General features: G+C 36.6%; 18 protein-coding genes. 7 read left to right on the top strand and 11 right to left on the bottom strand.

Annotation, left to right across the window (positions count from 1 at the left end; all coding sequences use genetic code 11):
* Positions 1-43: 43 nt before the first annotated feature.
* The 3 genes from LVD15_RS06100 to LVD15_RS06090 all read right to left on the bottom strand — a co-directional run bounded on the left by LVD15_RS06100 (position 44) and on the right by LVD15_RS06090 (position 4,319).
* Complete coding sequence (locus LVD15_RS06100) at positions 44-2,419, bottom strand: ribonucleoside-diphosphate reductase subunit alpha (protein ID WP_233779417.1); 2,376 nt, start codon at positions 2,417-2,419, stop codon at positions 44-46.
* Between the two features lie 43 nt (positions 2,420-2,462).
* Positions 2,463-3,455 (bottom strand): ribonucleoside-diphosphate reductase small subunit, encoded by a 993-nt coding sequence (locus LVD15_RS06095; protein ID WP_233779416.1) that lies wholly within the window; start codon positions 3,453-3,455, stop codon positions 2,463-2,465.
* A 360-nt stretch (positions 3,456-3,815) separates the two neighbouring features.
* Entirely contained in the window at positions 3,816-4,319 is a 504-nt protein-coding gene (locus tag LVD15_RS06090) for a hypothetical protein (protein WP_233779415.1), read from the bottom strand.
* A gap of 206 nt (positions 4,320-4,525) precedes the next feature.
* Between LVD15_RS06090 and rplU the strand changes: the two genes are divergently transcribed.
* The 4 genes from rplU (at position 4,526) to LVD15_RS06070 (ending at position 10,282) form a co-directional block, all read left to right on the top strand.
* Positions 4,526-4,888: a 50S ribosomal protein L21 gene (rplU, locus tag LVD15_RS06085; RefSeq protein ID WP_233779414.1), complete on the top strand. Its 363-nt coding sequence runs from the start codon at positions 4,526-4,528 to the stop codon at positions 4,886-4,888.
* Positions 4,889-4,959: 71 nt separating this feature from the next.
* Positions 4,960-5,217 carry a 50S ribosomal protein L27 gene (gene rpmA / locus LVD15_RS06080; protein ID WP_233779413.1) on the top strand — a complete coding sequence of 86 codons (258 nt, stop codon included), beginning with the start codon at positions 4,960-4,962 and terminating at the stop codon, positions 5,215-5,217.
* Positions 5,218-5,590: 373 nt separating this feature from the next.
* Entirely contained in the window at positions 5,591-8,818 is a 3,228-nt protein-coding gene (locus tag LVD15_RS06075; RefSeq protein ID WP_233779412.1) for a SusC/RagA family TonB-linked outer membrane protein, read from the top strand.
* A 12-nt stretch (positions 8,819-8,830) separates the two neighbouring features.
* Positions 8,831-10,282, top strand: coding sequence for a SusD/RagB family nutrient-binding outer membrane lipoprotein (locus LVD15_RS06070; protein WP_233779411.1), 1,452 nt, complete (start codon positions 8,831-8,833; stop codon positions 10,280-10,282).
* Between the two features lie 171 nt (positions 10,283-10,453).
* On the opposite strand, the gene LVD15_RS06065 is transcribed toward LVD15_RS06070, so the two are convergent.
* From LVD15_RS06065 to LVD15_RS06030, 8 genes are all read right to left on the bottom strand, one after another.
* Complete coding sequence (locus LVD15_RS06065; protein ID WP_233779410.1) at positions 10,454-11,581, bottom strand: DUF4249 family protein; 1,128 nt, start codon at positions 11,579-11,581, stop codon at positions 10,454-10,456.
* Between the two features lie 52 nt (positions 11,582-11,633).
* Positions 11,634-14,309: a TonB-dependent receptor gene (locus tag LVD15_RS06060; RefSeq protein WP_233779409.1), complete on the bottom strand. Its 2,676-nt coding sequence runs from the start codon at positions 14,307-14,309 to the stop codon at positions 11,634-11,636.
* Between the two features lie 196 nt (positions 14,310-14,505).
* Entirely contained in the window at positions 14,506-15,054 is a 549-nt protein-coding gene (locus LVD15_RS06055) for a rhomboid family intramembrane serine protease (RefSeq protein ID WP_233779408.1), read from the bottom strand.
* A gap of 130 nt (positions 15,055-15,184) precedes the next feature.
* The gene (lpdA, locus tag LVD15_RS06050) at positions 15,185-16,588 is read right to left on the bottom strand and encodes a dihydrolipoyl dehydrogenase (RefSeq protein WP_233779407.1); all 1,404 of its coding nucleotides are present in this window, start codon (positions 16,586-16,588) and stop codon (positions 15,185-15,187) included.
* Positions 16,589-16,591: 3 nt separating this feature from the next.
* Positions 16,592-17,245 carry a hypothetical protein gene (locus LVD15_RS06045; protein WP_233779406.1) on the bottom strand — a complete coding sequence of 218 codons (654 nt, stop codon included), beginning with the start codon at positions 17,243-17,245 and terminating at the stop codon, positions 16,592-16,594.
* Entirely contained in the window at positions 17,242-17,637 is a 396-nt protein-coding gene (locus LVD15_RS06040; protein ID WP_233779405.1) for a DUF6452 family protein, read from the bottom strand. Before LVD15_RS06040 ends, LVD15_RS06045 begins: the two co-directional genes overlap by 4 nt.
* Positions 17,638-17,686: 49 nt before the next feature.
* Complete coding sequence (gene odhB / locus LVD15_RS06035; protein WP_233779404.1) at positions 17,687-19,234, bottom strand: 2-oxoglutarate dehydrogenase complex dihydrolipoyllysine-residue succinyltransferase; 1,548 nt, start codon at positions 19,232-19,234, stop codon at positions 17,687-17,689.
* 17 nt (positions 19,235-19,251) lie between these two features.
* The gene (locus LVD15_RS06030) at positions 19,252-21,972 is read right to left on the bottom strand and encodes a 2-oxoglutarate dehydrogenase E1 component (protein WP_233779403.1); all 2,721 of its coding nucleotides are present in this window, start codon (positions 21,970-21,972) and stop codon (positions 19,252-19,254) included.
* A gap of 272 nt (positions 21,973-22,244) precedes the next feature.
* On the opposite strand from LVD15_RS06030, the gene LVD15_RS06025 reads away from it, so the two are divergent.
* Genes LVD15_RS06025 through trmD form a run of 3 tightly spaced genes read left to right on the top strand, consistent with a single transcriptional unit; the run spans position 22,245 to position 24,011 of the window.
* Entirely contained in the window at positions 22,245-22,805 is a 561-nt protein-coding gene (locus LVD15_RS06025) for a 30S ribosomal protein S16 (protein WP_233779402.1), read from the top strand.
* Positions 22,806-22,810: 5 nt separating this feature from the next.
* Positions 22,811-23,335, top strand: a complete 525-nt coding sequence (gene rimM, locus LVD15_RS06020) for a ribosome maturation factor RimM (protein ID WP_233779401.1) — start codon at positions 22,811-22,813, stop codon at positions 23,333-23,335.
* A 1-nt stretch (position 23,336) separates the two neighbouring features.
* On the top strand, positions 23,337-24,011 hold the full coding sequence (gene trmD / locus LVD15_RS06015) for a tRNA (guanosine(37)-N1)-methyltransferase TrmD (RefSeq protein WP_233779400.1): 675 nt from the start codon (positions 23,337-23,339) through the stop codon (positions 24,009-24,011).
* The last annotated feature ends 1 nt before the right edge of the window (position 24,012 follow it).

The raw sequence follows: 24,012 nt of genomic DNA, 5'->3' as shown, positions 1-24,012 counted from the left end.
GATCGGGACTTCAAGTTAAAGTGAATTAACTAGGTGACATAAATTAACTTCCGCATGCCTCGCAAGAATCCGGATCATCTAGTGAACAAGCCATATCTGAGCGATTTTGGTCTTCTAATTCTGCGTTTCTAGCTACAGGTTGGTGTTTGGCAGACTTATCAACTGTAAACTGAATAGCAGAAGCAGCGGCTTTTGTTCTTAGATAATACATTCCGGTTTTCAAGCCTTTTTTCCATGCGTGGAAGTGCATAGAGGTTAACTTACCGAAGTTAGGCTCTTGAACGTGAACGTTCATACTCTGACTTTGGCAAATATAGGCACCTCTATCGGCAGCCATATCTATAATTACTTTTTGAGATAATTCCCAAACTGTTTTATATCTGTCTTTTATATTTTGTGGGATATCAGCGAAACCTTGAACAGAACCGTTAGCTTCGATCAATCTGTTTTTCATATCATCATCCCAAATTCCTAACTCAATAAGATCTCTCATCAAGTGCTTGTTCACTACAATGAACTCACCTGATAATGTTCTTCTGGTATAAATGTTTGAAGTATAAGGCTCAAAGCACTCATTGTTACCAAGTATTTGAGAAGTAGAAGCAGTAGGCATAGGTGCTACTAAAAGAGAGTTTCTTACCCCATGCTTTTTCACTTGTTGCTTTAAAGTAGCCCAGTCCCAACGGTTAGACTCAGGAGTTACTCCCCACATATCAAACTGGAATATACCTTTAGAAACAGGTGAACCTTTGAATGTTTCATACGGTCCTTCTACCTGAGCTATTTCCATAGAAGCTGTCATAGCAGCAAAGTAGATAGTTTCGTGGATATCTTTGTTTAATCCTTTAGCTTCTTCAGAGTCAAAAGGCATTTTTAACATTAAGAAGGCATCCGCCAGACCTTGTACACCTATACCGATAGGTCTGTGTCTCATGTTGGATGTTTTAGCTTCAGCAACAGGGTAATAGTTAACATCAATAATTTTATTGAGGTTACGAGTGATTACCTTAGTTATATCATAAAGCTTCTGATGATCAAAAGTACCTTCTTCTGTAACAAATTTAGGTAGAGCAATTGAAGCCAGGTTACATACAGCCACTTCATCAGGAGCAGTGTATTCCATAATTTCAGTACATAAGTTACTAGACTTAATAGTACCTAAATTCTTCTGGTTAGATTTTCTATTGGCAGCATCTTTATAAAGCATGAACGGAGTTCCTGTTTCTATTTGAGCTTCCAATACTTCAAACCATAAATCCTGAGCTTTTATTTGTCTTCTGTATTTTCCTTCGCTTTCGTACTTAGTATAAAGTTTTTCGAACTCTTCACCGTAGCAATCAGCTAATCCTGGAGCTTCGTTAGGGCAGAAAAGAGACCACATTTCGTTGTTTTCTACTCTTTTCATGAATAAATCAGAAATCCATAATGCGTAGAAAAGGTCTCTGGCTCTTAATTCTTCTTTACCGTGGTTTTTTCTCAGATCAAGGAAATCAAAGATATCCGCATGCCAAGGCTCAAGGTAAATAGCAAAGCTTCCTTTTCTTTTACCACCACCCTGATCTACGTATCTGGCAGTCATATCAAAGTTTCTAAGCATAGGCACGATACCGTTAGAAACACCCCCTGTTCCTTTGATATATGATCCGGTAGCTCTTACATTATGAATGCTTAACCCTATTCCACCAGCTGATTGTGATATTTTAGCACATTGTTTCAAGGTATCATAAATACCATCTATACTATCTTCTTGCATAGTAAGTAAGAAACAAGAAGACAATTGAGGCTTAGGAGTACCTGCGTTGAAAAGTGTAGGTGTAGCGTGAGTAAACCATTTTTCACTTAACAAGTTGTAAGTTTCAATTACAGACTCAATGTCATCCATATGAATACCTACAGCTACTCTCATAAGCATGTGCTGTGGTCTTTCTACTATCTTACCATCTATTTTCATTAGGTAAGATCTTTCAAGAGTTTTAAATCCGAAGTAGTCGTAGTTAAAATCCCTGTCGTATATAATAGTAGAATCTAATAAAGCGGCGTTTTTCTTGATAACCCCATACGCTTCTTTAGAAATCAAAGGTGCATTTTCTGCTGTTTTAGGATCTTCATAAGTATAAAGTCTTTTCATAGTATTTGAAAAAGACTTGCTAGTTACTTTATGAAGGTTAGAAATAGCCATTCTAGCAGCTAACAAAGCAAAATCTGGGTGCTTTGTAGTCATAGAAGCGGCAGTTTCTGCAGCCAGGTTATCTAATTCTACGGTAGTTACACCATCATATATTCCATTAATAACCTTTTTGGCAATATCTACTGGCTCGATATAGTTCATATCTAGGCCGTAGCAAAGTTTTTCAATTCTTGACGTTATCTTGTCAAATTTAACGGACTCACGCCGTCCGTCTCTTTTTATTACTAGCATATAAATAGGGGGTTATGTTGGTTTTTTTATATTATCAAAAAAATTAAAAATCTTCGTCAAGAGAAAACTTAGGAGAAGAATCATCATTTTTCTTCATCACACCGGCTTTTTGGTAATCTCCTACTCTTTTCTCGAAGAAATTTGTTTTACCTTGTAAAGAAATCATTTCCATAAAATCGAATGGATTGGTTGCGCCATAGATTTTTTCTCCAGTAAGCTCTTGTAATAGTCTGTCTGCAACAAACTCGATGTATTGGCACATCAAATCAGCATTCATACCTATCAGAGATACAGGAAGAGCATCAGTAACGAAATCTTTTTCAATAGAAACGGCATCTTTAATGATTTCCTTAACAGTGCTTTTTGGCAACTTGTTTACAAGGTGGTTATTATAAATTAAGCAAGCAAAATCACAGTGCAGACCTTCATCTCTGGAGATAAGCTCATTAGAGAAACTTAGTCCTGGCATTAGACCTCTTTTCTTTAACCAGAAGATAGAACAGAAACTACCTGAGAAGAAAATTCCTTCTACTGCTGCAAATGCCACTAGTCTTTCTGCAAAACTTCCTTTATCGATCCATCTCAGAGCCCAGTCAGCTTTCAACTTCACGCAGTCCATAGTATCAATAGCATTGAAGAGCCTGTCTTTTTCTTTAGCATCTTTAATATAAGTGTCTATTAATAAAGAATAAGTTTCAGAGTGAATGTTTTCAACGGCTATCTGGAAACCATAGAAAAATTTAGCTTCAGTATATTGTACTTCTGCCACAAAGTTTTCTGCCAGGTTTTCATTTACAATACCATCACTGGCTGCAAAAAAGGCAAGTACATGAGATATAAAGTGACGTTCACCATCGTTCAGGTTGTTCCAGTCTTTTAGGTCCTGCCCTAAATCTATTTCTTCTGCTGTCCAAAAGCTGGCTTCTGATTTTTTGTAAAACTCCCAGATATCATCATGCTGTATAGGGAATAATACAAATCTGTTTTTGTTCTCTTTTAATATAGGTTCTTCAATGGCGTTTGTGTTGTCACTCATCATTTACATGTTTAAGTTGAAAACTTATTATTTATAAAAATGGACCAGAGGTCAATGTTTTGTTAAAACGAAATATTTGTTCTAAAAATTACAGGGACATTCCAGAACGGTGTTAGAATTTGTAGCTGTGAAAAGCTGATGCAAAATTAAGAAATGAGAAGAAAAATCAAAGCTGAAAGCTGAAGCGGAGGCATGGGGTGCTTATGTGATATAAGTTATTTATTTACAGGTAATTAGGGGCATTTTTTCAATTGTTAGTTTGCCTCTAGATGGCAGGAAATGGGGTTGAAAAAATCTCAAAAAGTTTTCCACAGAATCAAGCTGCTGAAGTTCATTTGAAGCAGCATTTCTTACATTATATTACTTGCCGATAAGCCTTTTTTTAAGATCGTTTGGTACATAAGTGAGATGGGGCTGCTCCTTATTTATAAACCACTCAGGTGGCCCGTAGTAAGCGGTATTAGTGACTGGGTCTACAAATTTAATATAATCACCAGAGCGGTGTTTGTTAGATAAAGCCGCTGATATTGAGCTTCTTACCTTGTTTTTGTCTAGGCTTGGTTCCTTATTTAAAATGAAGTCTACCACTTCTGCGGAGGTCATTATTTGCTTGTTAAGTTCCTGATAATAAGTGATTTTTCTAGACCATGGCCACTCCTCCTGATAGCTGTTCGCTTGATATTTAGACTTGCTGGTAGGTAGATTATCCTGAAAAATGGGTATGCTTGTAAGCGCACTCATATGGTTTTCAATATCATCTATTTCCCTCTGAAACTCAGCTATTTTAGCCTGAAGCATACGCTTACGTTCTGAGAGCGCTTTCAGGTATAAATCTGCGTATTTTTCGGGAATGTTGAGTTTCATATTGTGAAAAAGAAATACGAAGTTAAAATAAAGCATTCGATAATTGCAAGCAAGTCAAGCAATATAAGCAAGCGAAGCAAGCGTAAGCGCAAGCACTACACCTTAATATATATAGAATAATTATCATTATTATCATCCAAGCAAGTGTTTGATATTTAATATAATTAGTTTAACTTTGCAATCCATTTTAAAAATCTATAAGTTACATGTACGCAATAGTTGACATAGCCGGAAAGCAGTTCAAAGTAACAAAAGACCAATTCGTGTATGCTCCCAAGTTGGAGGGCGAAGAAGGCGCTTCCGTTGAGTTCGGTAACGTATTGTTATTAGGTGATGGCAATACGATCGAAGTAGGTGCACCATTAGTAGAAGGTGCCAAAGTATCAGGAAAAATCCTGGGTCATGTAAAAGGTGATAAAGTAATCGTCTTCAAAAAGAAAAGAAGAAAAGGTTACAAGAAGAAAAACGGTCACCGCCAGCAGTTTACCAAAATTCAGATAGAAGATATCGTTGGTAAAGGAGCTAAAAAGGCCACTAAGAAGAAGGAATCTACAGAGGAAGCTGCATAAAGAGGCTTCAAGTTAGTTTGAACTAAGTTTAGAGAACAGATACTTAAGTATAATAAAAACATTTAACGAACATGGCACATAAAAAAGGAGCTGGTAGTTCTAAAAACGGTAGAGAGTCGGAAAGTAAACGACTAGGAGTAAAGATATTTGGAGGACAGCAAGCTATCGCTGGAAACATTATCGTGAGACAAAGAGGAACTAAGCATCACCCAGGTAAAAATGTAGGTATTGGAAAAGACCATACATTATTTGCTTTATCTGATGGTATAGTTACTTTCAAAAAAGGAAGAAACAACAGATCATTTGTATCTGTAGAAGCACAAGCGTAAGCTTCCTATAAAACATACATTAGGAGAAACCTTCTCGATTTATTTCGGGAAGGTTTTTTTGTTTTATAGGCTTGCCTAAAATTTCAGATTTCGTGCCTTTTGTGAATATTTTAAGAAACCGCTGTCTTTTCTGAAATTTTATTAATTGCACTAACTCAATTTTGTTATGTTTTATCTTCGAAATCGATTTAAAAGAAGCTGAACCTGATAAAATGCTTAAATCTATACTTTAAGTAAAAGTCGAAATATTCGACTAAAATTCAGCTTCATGACGGAATTAGATTTTGTTTTTACATCAACCTGTGTTAATTTGGCGGCTTGGTATTTTTACATGAGTACCATTTCTAACTAAAATAACCTAAAACAACTAATTATGAGGAAACTATTACTATTTATGAGTTTTTTCGTGTTCTCGCTGGTTACGTGGGCACAAGAAAAGACTGTTTCCGGGAAAGTGACGTCGGCTAAGGACGGAACAGGAATGCCCGGAGTAAACGTTATCGTAAAAGGTACATCCAATGGTACGGTAACGGATGTAGAAGGTAATTATAGCCTTTCTGCTCCAGAAGATGCTACTTTAGTATTTTCATTTGTAGGGTTAGCTTCAAAGGAAGAGGCTATAGCTGGAAGGTCTGTAATTGATGTGCAGATGCAGGAGGATGTTCAACAACTTGGAGAGGTTGTAGTAACAGCCTTAGGTATTGAGAGGGAGGAAAGATCTTTAGGGTATTCTGTTCAGGAAGTATCAGGAGATGCCGTTTCTAAAGCAAAAGAAGGAAGTTTTATTAGTTCTTTATCTGGTAAAGTTTCAGGACTTAATATTAAAAAAAGTAACTCTCTTGGAGGTTCTGTTAATGCTGTAGTTAGGGGATCTAACTCTTTGACTGGAAATAACCAAGTATTATTTGTTGTTGATGGTATTCCTATCAGTAACAGTAACTTAAATACTGCAGATCAGCAAACTGGAGGCGGTGGTTATGACTATGGTAATGCTGCTTCTGATATCGACCCAGAAAGTATCGCATCTATCTCAGTGTTAAAAGGTGCTACTGCTGCTGCTCTTTATGGATCTGATGCGGCAAACGGAGTTGTTTTGATCACAACGAAAAAGGGATCAAAGCAAAAAGGAATAGGAGTGACTTTAAATCATAATACTTCTTTTAGTGTTTTTGATAAAAAGACATTTCCTAAATATCAAAATAGCTATGGGGCGGGATATAGTCCTGGATATGGAGACACATCAGATTATTTTTATGATAGGGATGTAAATGGGGATGGGCAACTAGACCTTTTGGTGCCGGTTGGTGAAGATGCATCGTTTGGTGCTGCTTACGATCCTAACCTTTTAGTATACACATGGGAGTCATTATATCCAGAATTGGATACATACATGCAGCCTCAACCTTGGGTTGGTGCTGAAAATGGACCTGATTATATTTTTGAGACAGGAGTTTCAAATGTTACAAGTTTAAGTTTTCAAGGAGGTAATGAAAAGGGGTCATTTAGAGCGGGATACACTCATGACAATAGAACGGGAATTTTGCCAAATAGTGAGATAACCAGAGATGTTATTGATTTTAATGCGAGTTATAACTTATCTGAAAAATTATCAGTAGATGGTAAAATGTCTTATTTCCGCACGGAGGGTAAAGGTAGATATGGAACTGGGTACGATGGTGGTAACGTAGTACAAGGTTTAAGACAATGGTTTCAAACTAATGTAGATCTTAAAGCTCAAGAGCAGGCATATAACCAGACAGGACAAAATATAACTTGGAATCCCAATTCAAATACAGATGTGTCACCACATTACTTCAATAATCCATATTTTGTATTGAATGAGAATTATGAAACTGATAGAAGGAATAGGTTTTTTGGTAAATTTCAAGTAAACTACGAAATTACTGAATGGATGAAAGCTATGGCTAGATTTGGGGTGGATAGCTATAGTGATTTGCAAGAAGAGCGAATGGCTGTGGGAAGTTTAGCGCAACCAAGTTACTCTAAATATCATAGAACTTTTGAAGCTTACAACAGTGATTTTATTTTACAGTTTAATAAGAACATAACTGATAAGTTTTCTTTTAATGGCCTTTTAGGAGTTTCAATAAAAAATACTAGGATCAACAGTACAAGAAGTTCTACAAATGGAGGTCTAGTCGTTGATGGAGTATATGCTTTGAGCAATTCTGTAAGTGCGCTTAACCCTCCTACTGAAACAGATACACATGTCAGAAAATTTGGATATTACGGTCAGGCAACATTTGGGTATAATGATTTATTATATTTAGATGCCACATTAAGAGTAGATAAGTCATCTACATTACCTGAAGATAATAACACATACCTTTACCCATCAGTGGCAGGAAGTTTTATTTTTAGTGAGTTAATGGATCAATCTTGGTTAAACATGGGGAAAGTTCGATTAGGATGGGCCCAAGTAACAAGTGATGCACAACCTTATAGTTTGTTGAATACTTATCAGGCGGCAACTCCATATGGATCAACACCTCTATACTTTATAGATGATACTGCGAACAATCCAGATTTGGAACCTGAAACAACGGAAGAATTGGAATTGGGGTTAGAAATGAGTGCTCTTGATAATAGAGTAAGATTGGATTTGTCGTTATATAAAAAGAATACAACCAATCAAATTTTACCAGTTCAAGTATCTAAGGCAACAGGCTTTAACTATAGATTTGTAAATGCTGGTGAAATGGAAAATAAAGGTATTGAAGTTTCACTTTTTGGTGCTCCAGTAAGAACCTCAGATTTTGAATGGGGGGTTAATGTAAACTGGTCTCGAAACAGAAATAAAGTAGTTTCTTTATTTGAAGGTGGAGAAAACTTATTAATTTATTCAGCGTGGTCAACTGCAATTAATGCAAGAAAAGGCGAAGCTTATGGGGCTATAACAGGTTCTGATTATGTATACCTAAATGGTAAACGAGTGGTAGGTAGTGATGGTAAATACCTAATGTCAGAATCAACAACTGAGATAATTGGTAATATTCAGCCAGATTGGAATGCTGGAGTGAATAATACTTTCAGTTATAAGAATTTATCTTTCAGCTTCTTAATTGATATTCAGCATGGAGGTGACATAGTTAACTATGATATGGGTTTTGGTAGAGCTACAGGGCTTTATGAAGAGACAGCTGGTTTAAATGAGTTAGGTAACCCGGTAAGGGATCCTGTTAGTGAAGGAGGCGGTGTACTTCTAGATGGAGTTACAGCAGATGGGGCAGTGAATACGGTAAGAGCTGATGCAAGTACTTATGAGACGCCATTTGGATATTATGGAGGTTCAGTAGAAACGGGAGGTTATGCCCCTGATGCAAGCCTAGTATATGATGCTAGTTATATCAAACTTAGGGAGGTAACGTTAAATTATAGATTACCTTCAAGTGTAATTAGTAAGACATTTTTGCAAGACGTTACAGTTGGTGTTTATGGACGTAACCTATGGATAATAGATAAGAATCTTCCTTATGGAGATCCAGAGTTTAGTGCTAGTTCTGGTAATAGTCAAGGTATCCAGAACGGAGCTTTACCTGCTACTAAAGAGTATGGATTTAATGTAAGAGTACAATTTTAAGGATTATCAAGGATGAAAAGATTTAATTATATAATATGTCTGTTAGCTTTAGTTTTTGCTATGCAGGCTTGTGATGATGATTTGACGGATCTTAATGTTGATCCAAAGAATGCACAAGAAATTGATGCTGCCCCTCTTTTTACTTACGGTCAGTATAATATTGCAAAACAATTTGTTGATATTGACTATAATGCTAATGTTTCTCTTATATGGGCTAACTACTTTACTCAGACAACCTACATACAAGAGTCTGGCTATGATGCAGCAAACCGCAATGTAGGAGGAACAATATGGGATAATATATATACGGAAGGTTTATATGAGTTGGCAAGGGCTAAGGAGATTTTAAGATCAGAGGAAGATTTGGGAGAGCCATTCACAAGTCAACATAATAATAGATTGGCTATGGTGAAAATCATGGAAGTATTTGCTTATCAATATTTGGTAGATAACTTCGGATACATACCTTTTAGAGAAGCATTAGATTTGAATAATATTACGCCAGTTTATGAGAGTGGTGAGACAGTATATACAGCTATTGCTGATAGCTTGTCTTCTGCTATTTCTTTAATAAGTACTGATCAGACAGGATTTGAAGCGGATGAAGATTTAATATATGAAGGAGATATGACCAAATGGTTGAAATTTGCTGCTTCATTACAGTTGAAGATTGGATTAAGAGTAGCTGATATAAACCCTACTTGGTCATCTGAACTTGTTACTGCAGCTGTTAATACAGGCGTATTTGCTTCAAATGATGATAATACGCAAATTCATTTTACTGGAACACAACCATATGTTAACCCGATTTATGATTATTTTGAAATAGACAGTAGAGCTAGTGATTTTGTGGTTACACAAAATTTCATTGACTTATTAAACGATTTCAATGATCCTAGAAGTGATGTTTATTTTGATGATAATGTTACACCTTATGAAGGAGGTGATTATGGAGTCACTGGTAACGCATACGAAGAATTAACGCATCCAACTGAATCAATAGTTGATGCCTCTTATGCAGGGACATTGATGGATTATGCTTCCGTTCAATTTGGATTGGCAGAAGCAGTGGAGAGAGGTATAATTACTGACGGTTCAGCGGCAGATTATTATGCTGCTGGTATAAGGGCTTCTTTTAGTTACTGGGGGCTCTCTGAGAGTCAAGCTGCTGATTATTTGTCTCAAAGTAGTGTGAACTATGCAACAGCTGAAGGAACTTGGAGAGAAAAGATAGGTAATCAAAAGTATATTGCTTTTTATGGACAAGGCCATGAAGCTTGGACAGAGGCAAGAAGATTGGATTATCCTGTATTGGCAGTTGCTCCTTCTAGTGGATTAGAGAATCCTAAAAGAATTATTTATCCAACAGAAGAGAGGTTAATTAATGTGGCTAGCTATAATGCAGCTATTTCAGCAATGGGTGCAGATAATACAACAACAAGTATTTTCTGGGATGTAAATTAATCTTCAGAATTTTGGAATAAATTAAAAAGGCTTCGAATTATTCGAAGCCTTTTTAATTTGTCAAACTTTAGACATAATAGTACGTGAGATTAAAGCTTATTAATGGGATTAATCATGAGATAAATTTACCTTTCATGAAGATAGTTGTTTAAATGATTTTAATCATTAAATCTATTCTTCCCACCATTCAGGAGCAGAGTTTGTAGGTGAACCATTCATATATAGTAAGCAATCACTGCATGAGGGTGGAGGACAAGGGCCGCCAACACAGATATGCGAGTCGCATTGGGCTCTTAGGTCATTTTCTATAGGATAGCTCAACTTGTCTTTATCAAAAACCCATCTAGTAGCGTTCTCGGTGTAAACACTAAAGTATCCAAATACTGGTATAGATTTATCAGAAGAGGTGTAATTGGTTTGTAATGACACTGGAGGTTCATCAAATAATCCTGAATTTTGATTTTGTTCTTTCATTTCCATCCAAAAATTGTATGAATTTGAATTCATAACTTGCTGGGTAATTAATACCGAGAAGTATTCATAAATTTTTTCGTTACCGGTTATTTCTAGTGAGAATAGGTTTGCGTCTGAATTGTCTGCACTTATATTTTTTAATTGATAGTCATTTAGGTAGTAAGTTCCTTTTATCCAGCATTGATATCCTGGAGTGCCTATACTGGCGTATGGTGCTTTATAGAGCCACAACGGTTCGAATTGCCATTTATAATATTGATTTGAATCTGCTGTAGTATTAATTCTGACATTGATTCCATCATTTTCTTCTAATTGTTTCTCGTCTCCTTTATCTATATAGCTTCTAAGAATTGTTTCTTCGAAATGGACTTCGCCAAGCTGAGTGTCTGGAGTAGGAAGTTTTTGCCAGGAAGAGGTTATTTCTGTGTTATTAGGTAAAGTTATATTGAGTCTATATTGCTGTTCATATGTAGCTTTAAAGTCATCATCTAACAAAGAATATGCACCCTTATCAATCTCGGTATAAAACCATGTTGATCCGGAAGATGATTCTAACATGACTATGGCATTAGCTATGCTAGAATCACGTACATTACTAGGTAAACTGTTATATTTTAATAGAACTTTAAAGTATCGGCCTTCAGAAGGATAACATTTTGTGTCATTATAGGATTTGTTAGATATGTAGCTTTCTACCACTACTCCTGGTTCTTGATTCTTGGTATCAAATTCATAGGATTCAACACATGATAGGATTGATGTGATGCAGATTATTAATATGAGTATCCTAAGTTGGTTGTATATATTTATTTCTTTTATTAGCATGTGTTAATAATTAGAACAGAAAAATATTAATGAAGATCCTTACGGTTATGCTTTATATTTTGAAATTGTAAGAGATTGAGGGAAACATACTTCCTAATATTGAAAGTTTATGGGCTAGTCCTGTTGTATTAAAATATATAGAATATGCATTTTTTCTGCCGTATAAATTGTAGATAGAAATCACCCATTCTCCTGTGATAAATCTGTCTTTATAGTTTCTGTCCTTAATGGTAAGTGATAAATCTAGTCTATGATAATTCGGCATTCTATACGCATTACGTTCAGAGTAATTTAACACAGAAAGATATGGTCCATAGGAAAATTTTGAGGTGGGAATAGTAATGGGTCTCCCGGTGCTGTATTGGAAGTTACTACTTAGAGTGGTTCTTTCACTGAAATGGTAATTTAGAATAATGGATAAATTATGAGGTTGGTCATAAATTGAGGGGTAGTAATTGCCATTATTTATTTCTAGTTCAGGGTTACTCGGGTTAAATTTCTTTTCGCTTCGGGAATAAGTGTAAGAAATCCAACCATCAAATTTCCCGGTATTTTTTTTAACCTGAAATTCCAAACCATAAGCGCGTCCTTTGCCTTGTAATAAATTAGTTTCTATTGCTTGATTGAGAGTTAAATTGGCTCCTTCAATATAGTCTATAGTGTTATCGATGATTTTGTAATAGCCCTCTGCGGAGATCTCATATTCCGAATGGTTTATGTTTTGGAATATACCGAAAGAAAGCTGATCACCTCTTTGAGGTTTCAAATTATCACTACTTGCAATCCAATAATCTGTAGGCATAGGAATGGTAGTATTGGAAACTAAGTGCATATACTGATGGGTTCTGAAGTAACTAGCCTTTAATGAAGTGGATTTGGATAATAAGTATCTAAAGGATATTCTTGGTTCTATATTAATATCCGAAAACATTAATTCTCCTTTATTATATTGAGTTGTGTCTGTTATATGAGGAGACCTGCCATCTAAGCTTTCTTGGTTAAAATTGTATATTAGATCATCTCCAAAACGAAATGCAGAAGTTATTCGAATACCGGCATTAAATGACCATTTTAGCCCTAGGTTAAAATTACCTTCTCCATAGATATAAGGCTCTAAAAGACGCTGCTTTCTTAGTTTGATTTCCTGAACATTACTGTTATGAGACGCCATCAATTGCCCTGGGTTTATTTCTGAAGCTGTGGTTCCAATACCTATTTGATGGTGATTTCTACCTTTTTGATTGAAGTTAATATCATATGCAGCTCTGTAGGTATTAATCCCATTTTTGGAAGTAGACATAGCAGTGGCTTCAGTGTTGTCCACAATAGTATGATATCTGCTGCCTGAAACAGTCAGAGAAGTTGATAGATTCTCATTTTTCGTATGATCCCATTTTAAACTTAAATTCTTGGTATTCCAGTTGAATATAGAATCTTTGGCGAGTTGAAAGTCATCATAACTATAATAACCCGATAAAGTGATATAATTTTTGTTATCTATTTTATGAAATATTTTTCCTGTGACATCGTGAAAATTGGCGGCACTATTTTCTAATTGTATATTTTGAACGGAATTGATTAACCAATTACTATATGATATTCTACCTCCTAGCATATAGGAGGTCCGTCCTTTTTTGATTGGGCCCTCTATCATTAACCTGCTTGATATTATACCTAAACCACCTTTTATAATGTGTTTATCTTCATTGCCATTTCTTAGGCCAATATTTAAAATTGAAGAAACTCTGCCTCCTTGTGAAGCAGGACCTCCACCTTTATATAGTGTAACATTATTGACCATATCTGGATTGAAACCTGAAAAAAATCCGAATAAATGAGTGGGATTGTAAATAAGCGCTCCATCCTGATGTATAAGGTTTTGACCTGTTTCTCCTCCCCTAACATTTATTCCTGCAGTTACATCGCCTGCTGAGCTAATCCCTGGGAGCGTAGTTAAACTTTTTAATGGATCTACTTCCCCTAAAAATGTTGGAAGGCTTTTAATAGATTCTACTCCCATTTTTTCAATTCCTGTTATCTGCTCTGTAACATTCCTGTCTTGTCTTTCAGCAGTAATTTCTACACCACTTAATTCTGTATAAGATTCAAACAGGTAGAATTCTTCTTCTGTCTTAGAGCTAGTAGAACTTATGCCTACAAGCATATTTTTAGTGGAATAACCAATGTATTTGATTTGAAGCAGATTAACTTTGTTTGTTGTTTTTATAGTAAAATTTCCATCTGTGTCTGTAATTGTACCTTTGTCCTCCATTGGAAGCTGTACATATGCTCCTATAATAGGAGCGTTAGTTTCACCATCGAATACGGTGCCTTTTATAAGTTTTTTGGAGTTGATTTTTAATAGGATATAACTCGCATTGATTTCAGGAACGTCTTTTTCATATTTTTCTTCTAGTATTAGTAAGGTATTGTTTTCAACCGGAATAACGGAGTAACCAACTAACAATAGCCTAAGAAATGTTATTAGTTTAAAGGGTTTAGTAATGCCTGTAAGCGTAAATCCTTGAATAGTTTCTTCGTTATAAAGGATGTTTACACTGTACTCACTTTCTATTGCCTTTAATGCATCAACCACTTTCGTTCCATTGTAACTAGGGTTAATAGTAATTCTGTTTACGTTTCCGCTATTTTGAGCAGAACACAGAGGTAGAAATAGTAAGGATATAGTTATTAAAAGAAGGAATTTTTTAATTATTGAATTATACATTCTATAATTTATTGGTGAATGACTGGCAAGAATTTCAAAAGAAAACATATCCTAAGTTATAAATAAGATAGAAAATATTTTATTTTAAAATAATGGAGAGGTTACTGTATAGGATGAGTGGTTTATCCTTTAAGCATCAGATGTTAAAATAAATGAATATTAGTTTGGCAATAGTAGGAAATCAATCAACTCAATCTCAAAACAAACTAAAATCCTTTAGTTGATTGAAGAAGTGGAGCAGTACTTCTGGGTATACGCCAATAGTGAAGGCAATACCGAATAATCCTCCCCAGAGGTGGGCGTCGTGGTTGATGTTGTCGCCTCCTTTTTTACCCATGTATATAGAGTATGCTACATAAATGGCAGCCCATGCCAGTCCTGGTAAACCAATAATTCCATATAAATAGAGAGGTTCATTGGGGGCGAATAGTACGAAGCTAAACAGTATAGATGAAACTCCGCCTGATGCGCCTAAAGCATTGTAGTAGGCGTGTTCTTTATGTTTTAGGTAGGTGGGGATGTCTGCTACTATAATGCCTAGTAAAAACATGGCAGCGTATATAACGAGGCCAATAGAGCCAAAAATAGTAGTGAAGATGTATTCAATGTTTTTGCCAAACATCCATAATACAAACATATTGAAGATGAGATGCAATGTATCATTATGGATGAAGCCACTGGTAATGAACCTGTAATATTGCTTGTATTTATTAACGCTGTATGGATTAAAAATCCACTTATTCATAATGTGGTTGTTATTCCAGGCATAGAGTGAAAGAATAACATTTATGGCAATAAGAATGACAGTAACTGAGATCATAAAAGATAAAGGCTGCCCTTTTTTAAGAGGCAGCCTTTTTATTTGTTTAACAATATTATACGTGTAGCGCTCTGTTATCAGTAGCTGCCAGGCAAGCTTCTTTTACAGCTTCCATGTATGTAGGGTGTGCGTGAGACATTCTAGATACGTCTTCAGCAGCAGCACGGTATTCCATAGCCGTAACACCAGCAGCAATCATATCAGCAGCTCTTGGGCCGGTAATATGTATGCCTAGAATCTCATCAGTGTTTTTATCTGCCAGTATTTTCACCTGACCATCAGTATCCATACTAGCTCGGGCCCTACCTAAGGCTTTGAAAGGAAATGAGCCAACTTTATACTCGCTTCCATTTTCTTTAAGCTCTTCTTCGGTATATCCTACTCCTGCTACTTCTGGCCATGTATATACTACACCAGGGATTAATCTATAATTAATATGCGGCTTTTGTCCGGCAAATTGCTCCGCCACCATAACGCCTTCTTCTTCTGCTTTGTGTGCTAGCATAGCTCCTTTTACCACATCACCGATGGCATAGATATTATCAACACTTGTTTTTAAGTGCTCATCAGTTTCTATTCTGCCCCTTTCGTCAGTTTTAATGCCGACGTTCTCAAGGCTGAGTCCTTCAGTATAAGGCTTTCTACCTATGGCTACCAGACAGTAATCTCCTTTTATCTCTACCTCATTACCTTTTTTGTCTTCTGCTTTCACTACTACCTCTTTACCTTTATTTTCAACAGAAGTTACTTTATGACTGGTTTTGAAGTCTATACCAAGATTCTTTTTACTGGTTCTGGTCAGTTCTTTACTCATAGTGCTGTCCATAGTAGGTATGATACGATCAAGGTACTCTACTACTGTAACTTTAGCGCCTATTCTGGCATAAACAGAACCTAACTCCATACCGATAACACCACCCCCCATTACTATTAAATGTTTGGGTATTTCTTTTAGCTCTAAAGCTTCTGTACTGCTGATGATTCTATCTTTATCAATTTTAGCAAATGGAAGATCAGCTGGTTTAGAGCCTGTGGCTATAATTACTTTTTCTGTAGTTATTTGCTTAGCGTCTCCTTCTGAAGGGGTGATTTTAATAGTATTTTTATCAACAAATGACCCTACTCCATGAAGAACATCTATTTTATTTTTCTTCATTAGGAATTCTATCCCGTCGCAAGTTTGTTTTACCACGTCAGCTTTACGACTGATCATTTGTTTTAGGTTAGCCTTAGGGGTATTAATATCAATACCATGCTCTTTAAAGTGGTTCGCAGCATTATGAAAATGCTCAGTAGAGTCTAATAAAGCCTTTGAGGGGATACATCCCACATTAAGGCAAGTACCTCCTAATGTATTATATTTTTCAATAATGGCAGTTTTAAAGCCGAGTTGGGCAGCTCTTATTGCAGCCACATAGCCGCCAGGTCCTGAGCCTATTACTGTTACTTGATAATCCATAATTTAAAATTTATATCCGAGTTTGACGGAGAGTCCTCCGGTCATAAAACTGTTTTCTTCGGGTCGTTCAAAAATATTGGTTACACCACTTCCAGGTACTATGTATACCGGAAAATGCGGTTGGTTATAATCATCTAAAACTGTACATATTCTACCAGTAAGGTCTAATATGAGGTGGTCAGAGAGCATTTTTTTGAAGCTGAGCATGTATACCAAAGAATATAATTCATTGCTCTGCTCTAAATTGGAAGTATAATCTCCAAAATAAGGTCCATCAAAAGTTACACTACCAGTTTCTTTAAAATCAGCATAGCTCATTTGCACGCCTACAAAAAGGCCTTGCCCGAAATATTGCTTAGAGGCTACTATTTGGTAAAGTAGGCCTAGCTGGTAGTAATTTCCTTTATTGAGATAGTCTAATTCTTTGTATAAACTCGATCTTTTGTATTGTGAGTACCCATATGTGAAATTGAAATTTAACCGGTCATGTTGCCAGGCTAGTTCTGGTTCTAGTACATATCCTCTTTGAATAGCAAAGGCCTGTTTGAATAGTTCCAGCTTTAGAAAAATAGCATCTCTTTCTTGAGACTCTTCTGTTTGCGCTAAGGTATTTCCTACTATGGCTAGGAAAAGTAAAAGTATGGATGCTTTTTTCATTCTATTTCTACATAATATTCATAGGAGCTTACATATACAGAATCGAATGTTGTTTGTTCTCCGTTTTGCAGATCCTTTAACTCTAACACAAAGCCACACTCCTCTGACAGATATTTAGTTTCAAGAGTATAATGAAGCTGTAGTGTGTCTTGAGTATTTCCAGATTTAAAAACGTAGGTAGACGCTTCAGAGTTGAGGTTAATCGGCAGATAATATATGCCATCTTCAGGTTCTATAAGATCACTAAAGCCAGGCTTCACCCCGTATACTTCAGAGTAAGGGGTTGAATCCCGAAACTGTAATTGTACTTCTGGTTCTTCCGTAAAATACGGATCACAAGCAGCGTCATCATTAAAGCAGCCCATGATTTGCAAGGATATCAAGCAAATCATGGCTGGCATTTTAAATCTTATAGTATTAAAGCATGGCATATTCAATGCTTTATATTCCAAGCATTAATCTTGCAGGATCTTCTAAGAGCTCTTTTACTCTTACTAAGAAGCTAACTGACTCTCTACCATCAATTATTCTGTGGTCATAAGATAATGCTATGTACATCATAGGTCTTATTTCTACCTGGCCATTGATAGCCACAGGTCTTTCTACTATGTTGTGCATTCCTAAAATGGCAGATTGAGGTGCATTAATGATTGGAGTAGACATCATAGAGCCAAATACTCCACCATTAGTGATAGTGAAAGTACCACCGCTCATCTCATCAATAGAAAGTTTACCATCTCTGGCCTTTACAGCCAGTCTTATGATTTCGCTTTCTATACCTTGGAAATCCATAGATTCAGCATTTCTTACTACAGGCACTACAAGTCCTTTAGGTGTAGAAACAGCGATAGATACGTCACAGTAATCATGGTAAATAATTTCATTACCATCAATAGCCGCATTTACCGCAGGCCATTCTTTTAATGCCTGGCAACAAGCTTTAGTAAAGAATGACATAAAGCCTAAGCCTACACCATACTTTTCTTTAAACTGATCTTTATATTTTTTTCTAAGATCCATTACAGGTTTCATGTCCACTTCGTTGAAAGTGGTAAGCATGGCAGTTTCATTTTTCACAGAAACCAACCTTTTTGCAATGGTTTTTCTCAGGTTGGTCATTTTCTCTTTTCTTTCTTCACGAGAAACGCCACCTGCATATTTAGGGCCACTTTCCTGACTAGCTTTTTGCTCTTTAGGAGCCTCTTTCTTAGCGGACTTTTGAGCTGCTTCGGCATCTTCTTTAGTGATTCTGCCATCTACACCCGTTCCTTTTACATCTTTAGGATCTATGCCTTTTTCGGCTAATATTTTAGCTGCAGCAGGAGAAGCATGGCCTGTAGCATACGTTTGGTTGCCATTGGCAGCTTGAGTTGCAGGCTTGGCTTCAGTTTCCTTTTGAGAAGAGCTACTGGCAGATGCAGGTGCACCTTCCATAACCTCTATTTTACAGATTAAGGCACCTATTTCAAGCGTATCGCCTTCCTGAGCTTCTATTTTTAAAATACCATTTGCTTCAGCAGGTAATTCAAAAGTGGCTTTATCAGATTCTATTTCAGCAATGGTTTCATCCATCTCCACATAATCGCCATCTTCTTTTAACCAAGAAGCTAAAGTAACTTCGGTAATAGATTCTCCAAGTTCGGTAACATTCATTTCTTTTACCTCACCTGTTTTTTTACCTTCTGATGATTCTGAAGGAGCTGAATCTGCAGGCTTTTCTTCAGGAGCTTCTGATGAACCTCCATCTTTTTTTGCTTCAGTGTCGATTTCTGCAATTACAGATCCTACCTCTACAGTTTCACCTTCTTCTACTTTTATTTTTAATATACCGGCGGCTTCTGCGGGAAATTCCTGAGTAGCCTTATCAGTTTCTATTTCTGCAATAATTTCGTCTTGCTCTACATAGTCTCCATCGCTTTTTAACCAGGAGCCAATGGTAACTTCAGTAATAGATTCTCCTACTTCAGGGATTTTTATCTCTAAACTCATGGGGTTATTTTTTAATGTTATTTTTCAAATGATTTTTCTACGATTCTGGCTTGTTCATCTTTATGAACTTTAGCGTAACCAATGGCTGGAGAAGCACTCGCTTTACGAGAAACTAACTCAAGACCATAGTCACCCATGAATCTCTGGATGAAGAACCAATATCCCATATTGGCAGGCTCTTCTTGTACCCAAGCCAATTTAGGATTCTTATATTTCTTTAATATTTCGTCAATTTGATTTTTAGGGAAAGGATAAAGCTGCTCTACACGTACTATAGCCACATCTTTTACTTCATTTTTCTCCTGCTCTTCAAGTAAGTCGAAATATACTTTTCCTGTACATAGAAGCACTTTTCTTACAGATTTATCATCTACATAATCGTCTGCTATTACTTCTTTGAATTTGCCGTCAGTAATATCATTTAATGGAGATACTACTTTAGGGTGTCTCAATAATGATTTAGGAGAGAACACTACGCAAGGCTTTCTGAAGTTCCAGGTAACTTGTCTTCTCAATAAGTGGAAGAGGTTAGCCGGAGTAGTCAAATTAGCAATGATCATGTTTTCTTCTGCAGCTAGCTGTAAGAACCTTTCAGGTCTGGCATTAGAGTGCTCAGGCCCTTGACCTTCATAACCATGAGGAAGTAACATTACCAATCCGTTCATGCGTTGCCATTTAGATTCGGCACTTACTATAAACTGGTCAATCATTACTTGTGCCCCGTTAGCAAAGTCTCCAAACTGTGCTTCCCATATTACTAAGGCATTTGGTGTAGCCATAGCAAAACCATATTCGAAACCTAATACTGCAAACTCTGATAATAAAGAGTTGTAGATTTTAAATTTCTGCTGACCTTCTTCTATATGGTCAAGGTTGCAATACGGCTCATTAGTGTTCGCATCAAATATATAAGAATGCCTGTGAGAGAAGGTTCCTCTTTTTACATCCTGACCAGACATACGTACCAGTTTGCCTTCAGTAAGTAATGAACCATAAGCTAGTAATTCGGCATCAGCCCATGATAATTCCTTTTTCTCAAAGAAGTTAGTTTTTCTGTCTTTGAGTAATTTTTCAATTTGCTTTAGAGGTTTAAAACCTTTAGGAATAGAGGTGAGTGCCTTGGCTACTTTATCTACTACTTCTTTGCTTATGCTAGTGTCCGGTGAACTTTCAAAGTCAGCGGGCTTAGCTTTAGAGAGTTGTTTCCACTCTTCTTCTACCTTTTGAGGTTTGTATGAAAGCGGTTTCTGTTTTACTTCATTAAGCCTGTCCTGCAGTAGGTTTCTAAACTCTTTGTCTAATTTCTTGGCAGCCTTACCATCAATATCTCCTCTTTCAATCAATGTTTTCACATAAATTTCTCTTGGATTAGGATGCTTAGCTATAAGACTATAAAGTTTTGGCTGAGTAAACTTAGGCTCATCACTTTCATTATGACCGTGTCTTCTATAACATAAAAGGTCAATGAATATATCTTTACCAAATTTCTGGTTGTATTCTACCGCTAATTTTGAAGCAAATACCACCGCTTCCGGATCATCACCATTAATGTGTAATACCGGAGCATCTATTATTTTAGCTATGTCAGTACAGTAGATACTAGAACGGGCATCATCATAGTCTGTAGTGAAACCAACCTGGTTGTTAATTACAAAGTGGATTGTTCCCCCTGTTCTGTAACCAGGTAGTTGAGACATTTGAGTGATCTCATAAACTATTCCCTGTCCGGCAAGAGCAGCATCACCATGTATTAAAACAGACATGCCTTTTTTCAAATCGCCGCCGTACTCATCATCTATTTGGCCGCGAGTATACCCCAGTACTACAGGGTCTACTGCTTCCAGGTGAGATGGGTTAGGAGTAAGTTTTACATATACATCTTTCCCAGAAGTTGTTTTTAAATGGCTGGCATAACCTAAGTGATATTTCACGTCACCGTCACCCATGGTAAGGTCAGGAGTGGTGTTGCCTTCAAATTCGCTGAAAATTTCTTCGTAGGTTTTACCCATTATGTTGGCCAGCACATTTAGGCGACCTCGGTGAGCCATACCTATTACTACTTCCTTCACATCAAACTCAGCTCCGGTATTTATTAGAGTATCCAGAGCAGGTATTGTATTTTCACCACCTTCAAGAGAGAATCTTTTCTGACCTAAAAATTTAGTGTGCAAGAAGTTTTCAAAAACTACTGCTTCATTTAATTTATTTAGGATCCTCTGCTTAGTATCGCTATTAGGAGTGGTGTCTATAGCTTCTTTCTCACATTTCTTCTTAAACCATTCCAGAATTTCTGAATCTCTTATATGCATGTATTCAAAGCCTATTTTGCCTAAATACACTTTGTCAAGAGTGGAAATAATTTTTTCTAATGTGGCTTTCCCTATACCTAAAATATCACCTACTTCAAATTCCGTTTTCAGGTCTTCTTTAGTAAGATTAAAATCTTCTATGTTAAGAGATACATTATGATCTCTACGCTTTCTCACCGGGTTGGTGTCAGACTTTAGGTGAGCCCTGGACCGGTAGGCGTGAATAAGATTTCTGACATACATTTCCTTAGAAGAAATGCCATCACCTGCTGCTGCTCCGTTTTCGCCAAATTTCGTTTGAGAAAACTCGAACCCTTCAAAAAACTTTTGCCAAGAGCCATCTACTGATTCAGGATCATTTTTATATGCTTCATATAATTCGTCCAGATAGTGGCCGTGTGCATTTGAGATGTAGGAATATTTATCCATGAGTAAAACGTGTTCTTTATTACTGAAACAAAGGTATAGAACATGATTTTAATAAAAAAACCGTAAACACGCATATGCAAATATCTCTGATTTTCAATCAATTGCCATTATTTTGGCATATGTGTGTTTTGTTACTATTGAATTTACGGTTTATAATGGAATAAAAGGGATAAATGTTTGTATAAAAAATGTATTTATAAAAAAAACAGTTATCTTTGCAGTCTTTTAAATGCCGGACGTGTTCCGCAATATTTAAAAACTAATATAACAAAATGGCAGTAAAAATTAGATTGGCCCGTAGAGGCCGCAAGAAGAGGGCAATGTACGATGTAGTCGTAGCTGATGCCCGAGCACCACGTGATGGTCGTTACATTGAAAAAATCGGAAGGTACAATCCTAACACTGATCCTGCAACTGTAGAGTTGAATGAGGATAAGGCGTTTGATTGGGTAATGAAAGGTGCTCAGCCTACCGATACTGTAAGAGCAATGCTTTCTTACAGAGGAATTATGCTTAAAAAACACTTACAAATAGGTGTTAATAAAGGAGCAATAACCCAAGAAGAAGCAGATAAGAAATTTGATGCTTGGTTACAAGAAAAAGAAGCTAAAATCACTACAAGAAGAGATCAGATTGCCAAAGATGCAGCTGCTACAGCTAAGGCAAGAAAAGATGCTGAAACTAAAGTGAAAGAAGCTAGAGCGGAAGCTTTGAAACAAAAAAACACTCCTGCTGAAGAAGCTCCTGAAGCTACAGCTGAAGCAGAAGGTGAAGCTACTGCAGAAGAGGCTCCTGAGGCAGAACAAAAAGAAGAGTCTGAGGATAAAGAGTAAGAGCTATGAATATTGATGAGTGTTTCCAACTCGGTTACGTCATCAAAAAACACGGCTTAAAGGGAGAAGTTAATATCTTATTAGATGTAGACGATCCCCAATATTATCAGGAAATGGAATCAGTGTTTGTTGAGATCAACAAAAAACTGGTTCCTTTTTTTATTGATAGCCTGAGCTTAAAAGGTAATAAGGCCGTAGTTAAATTTGAAGATGTGGATACTGCAGAGCAGGCTGATGAGTTGACAGGTAATAGCTTGTTTTTGCCGCTGGCAGTTTTGCCCCAACTTACCGGCAATCAATTTTATTTTCATGAAATAATAGGCTATGAGGTGGTAGATGAAGCCCAAGGCAGTATTGGTGTGGCTAAAGATGTTTATGCATCTCCACAGCAGGACCTGCTGGCAGTGGATTTTAATCAAAAGGAAATATTGGTGCCTATAAATGATGAAATTATAACATCAGTAGATCATGAAGAAAAAAAAATAAATGTTAGCTTGCCTGAGGGGCTTTTAGATATTTATCTTGAATAATATGAGAATAGATATTATTACTTGCTTGCCTCGTTTGTTAGAGAGTCCTTTTGGAGATTCTATTCTTAAAAGGGCGCAGAACAAAGGGCTGGTAAGTGTGCATGTACATGACCTGAGAGAGTATTCTACTGATAAGCATCTGAAGGTAGATGATTATGCTTATGGTGGTGGAGCTGGTATGGTCATGATGATGGAGCCCATTCTGAATTGTTTCAGAAAATTGCAGGAAGATACTGACTATGATGAGATTATATATATGAGTCCTGATGGTGAGCAGTTTAGTCAGAAGGTGGCTAATGAACTTTCACTAAAAGGTAATTTGCTCATACTATGTGGTCATTATAAAGGAGTTGATGAAAGAATCAGGGAGCATTTTATTACCAGGGAGATAAGCATAGGAGATTATGTGCTTTCAGGAGGCGAATTAGCTGCGGCAGTGGTTTGCGATGCAGTTATAAGGCTTTTACCTGGTGTGCTTTCTGATGAGACATCCGCGTTAACAGATTCTTATCAAGATGACCTTGTGGCTCCGCCGGTTTATACCAGGCCAGCGGATTTTGAAGGAATGAAAGTTCCTGAAGTTTTATTATCGGGTAATGAGAAGAAAATAGAGGACTGGAGGTTTGAGCAATCCGTAGAAAGAACCAAGAAGAGACGACCTGGTTTAATTTCCTGAA

This window comes from Fulvivirga maritima, assembly GCF_021389955.1.
Classification (GTDB): Bacteria; Bacteroidota; Bacteroidia; order Cytophagales; family Cyclobacteriaceae; genus Fulvivirga; species Fulvivirga maritima.
Note: the sequence above shows the minus strand (reverse complement) of the source record. Positions and strands in the feature narration are given on the sequence as shown.

Coding starts and splice junctions, on each gene's coding strand:
- LVD15_RS06075 (WP_233779412.1), top strand. CDS start 5,591: ATGAGGAAACTATTACTATTTATGAGTTTTTTCGTGTTCTCGCTGGTT.
- LVD15_RS06060 (WP_233779409.1), bottom strand. CDS start 14,309: ATGTATAATTCAATAATTAAAAAATTCCTTCTTTTAATAACTATATCC.
- LVD15_RS06025 (WP_233779402.1), top strand. CDS start 22,245: ATGGCAGTAAAAATTAGATTGGCCCGTAGAGGCCGCAAGAAGAGGGCA.
- rpmA (WP_233779413.1), top strand. CDS start 4,960: ATGGCACATAAAAAAGGAGCTGGTAGTTCTAAAAACGGTAGAGAGTCG.
- LVD15_RS06070 (WP_233779411.1), top strand. CDS start 8,831: ATGAAAAGATTTAATTATATAATATGTCTGTTAGCTTTAGTTTTTGCT.
- LVD15_RS06065 (WP_233779410.1), bottom strand. CDS start 11,581: ATGCTAATAAAAGAAATAAATATATACAACCAACTTAGGATACTCATA.
- LVD15_RS06090 (WP_233779415.1), bottom strand. CDS start 4,319: ATGAAACTCAACATTCCCGAAAAATACGCAGATTTATACCTGAAAGCG.
- LVD15_RS06055 (WP_233779408.1), bottom strand. CDS start 15,054: ATGAATAAGTGGATTTTTAATCCATACAGCGTTAATAAATACAAGCAA.
- LVD15_RS06095 (WP_233779416.1), bottom strand. CDS start 3,455: ATGAGTGACAACACAAACGCCATTGAAGAACCTATATTAAAAGAGAAC.
- LVD15_RS06040 (WP_233779405.1), bottom strand. CDS start 17,637: ATGATTTGCTTGATATCCTTGCAAATCATGGGCTGCTTTAATGATGAC.
- lpdA (WP_233779407.1), bottom strand. CDS start 16,588: ATGGATTATCAAGTAACAGTAATAGGCTCAGGACCTGGCGGCTATGTG.
- LVD15_RS06030 (WP_233779403.1), bottom strand. CDS start 21,972: ATGGATAAATATTCCTACATCTCAAATGCACACGGCCACTATCTGGAC.
- LVD15_RS06100 (WP_233779417.1), bottom strand. CDS start 2,419: ATGCTAGTAATAAAAAGAGACGGACGGCGTGAGTCCGTTAAATTTGAC.
- rplU (WP_233779414.1), top strand. CDS start 4,526: ATGTACGCAATAGTTGACATAGCCGGAAAGCAGTTCAAAGTAACAAAA.
- trmD (WP_233779400.1), top strand. CDS start 23,337: ATGAGAATAGATATTATTACTTGCTTGCCTCGTTTGTTAGAGAGTCCT.
- odhB (WP_233779404.1), bottom strand. CDS start 19,234: ATGAGTTTAGAGATAAAAATCCCTGAAGTAGGAGAATCTATTACTGAA.
- rimM (WP_233779401.1), top strand. CDS start 22,811: ATGAATATTGATGAGTGTTTCCAACTCGGTTACGTCATCAAAAAACAC.
- LVD15_RS06045 (WP_233779406.1), bottom strand. CDS start 17,245: ATGAAAAAAGCATCCATACTTTTACTTTTCCTAGCCATAGTAGGAAAT.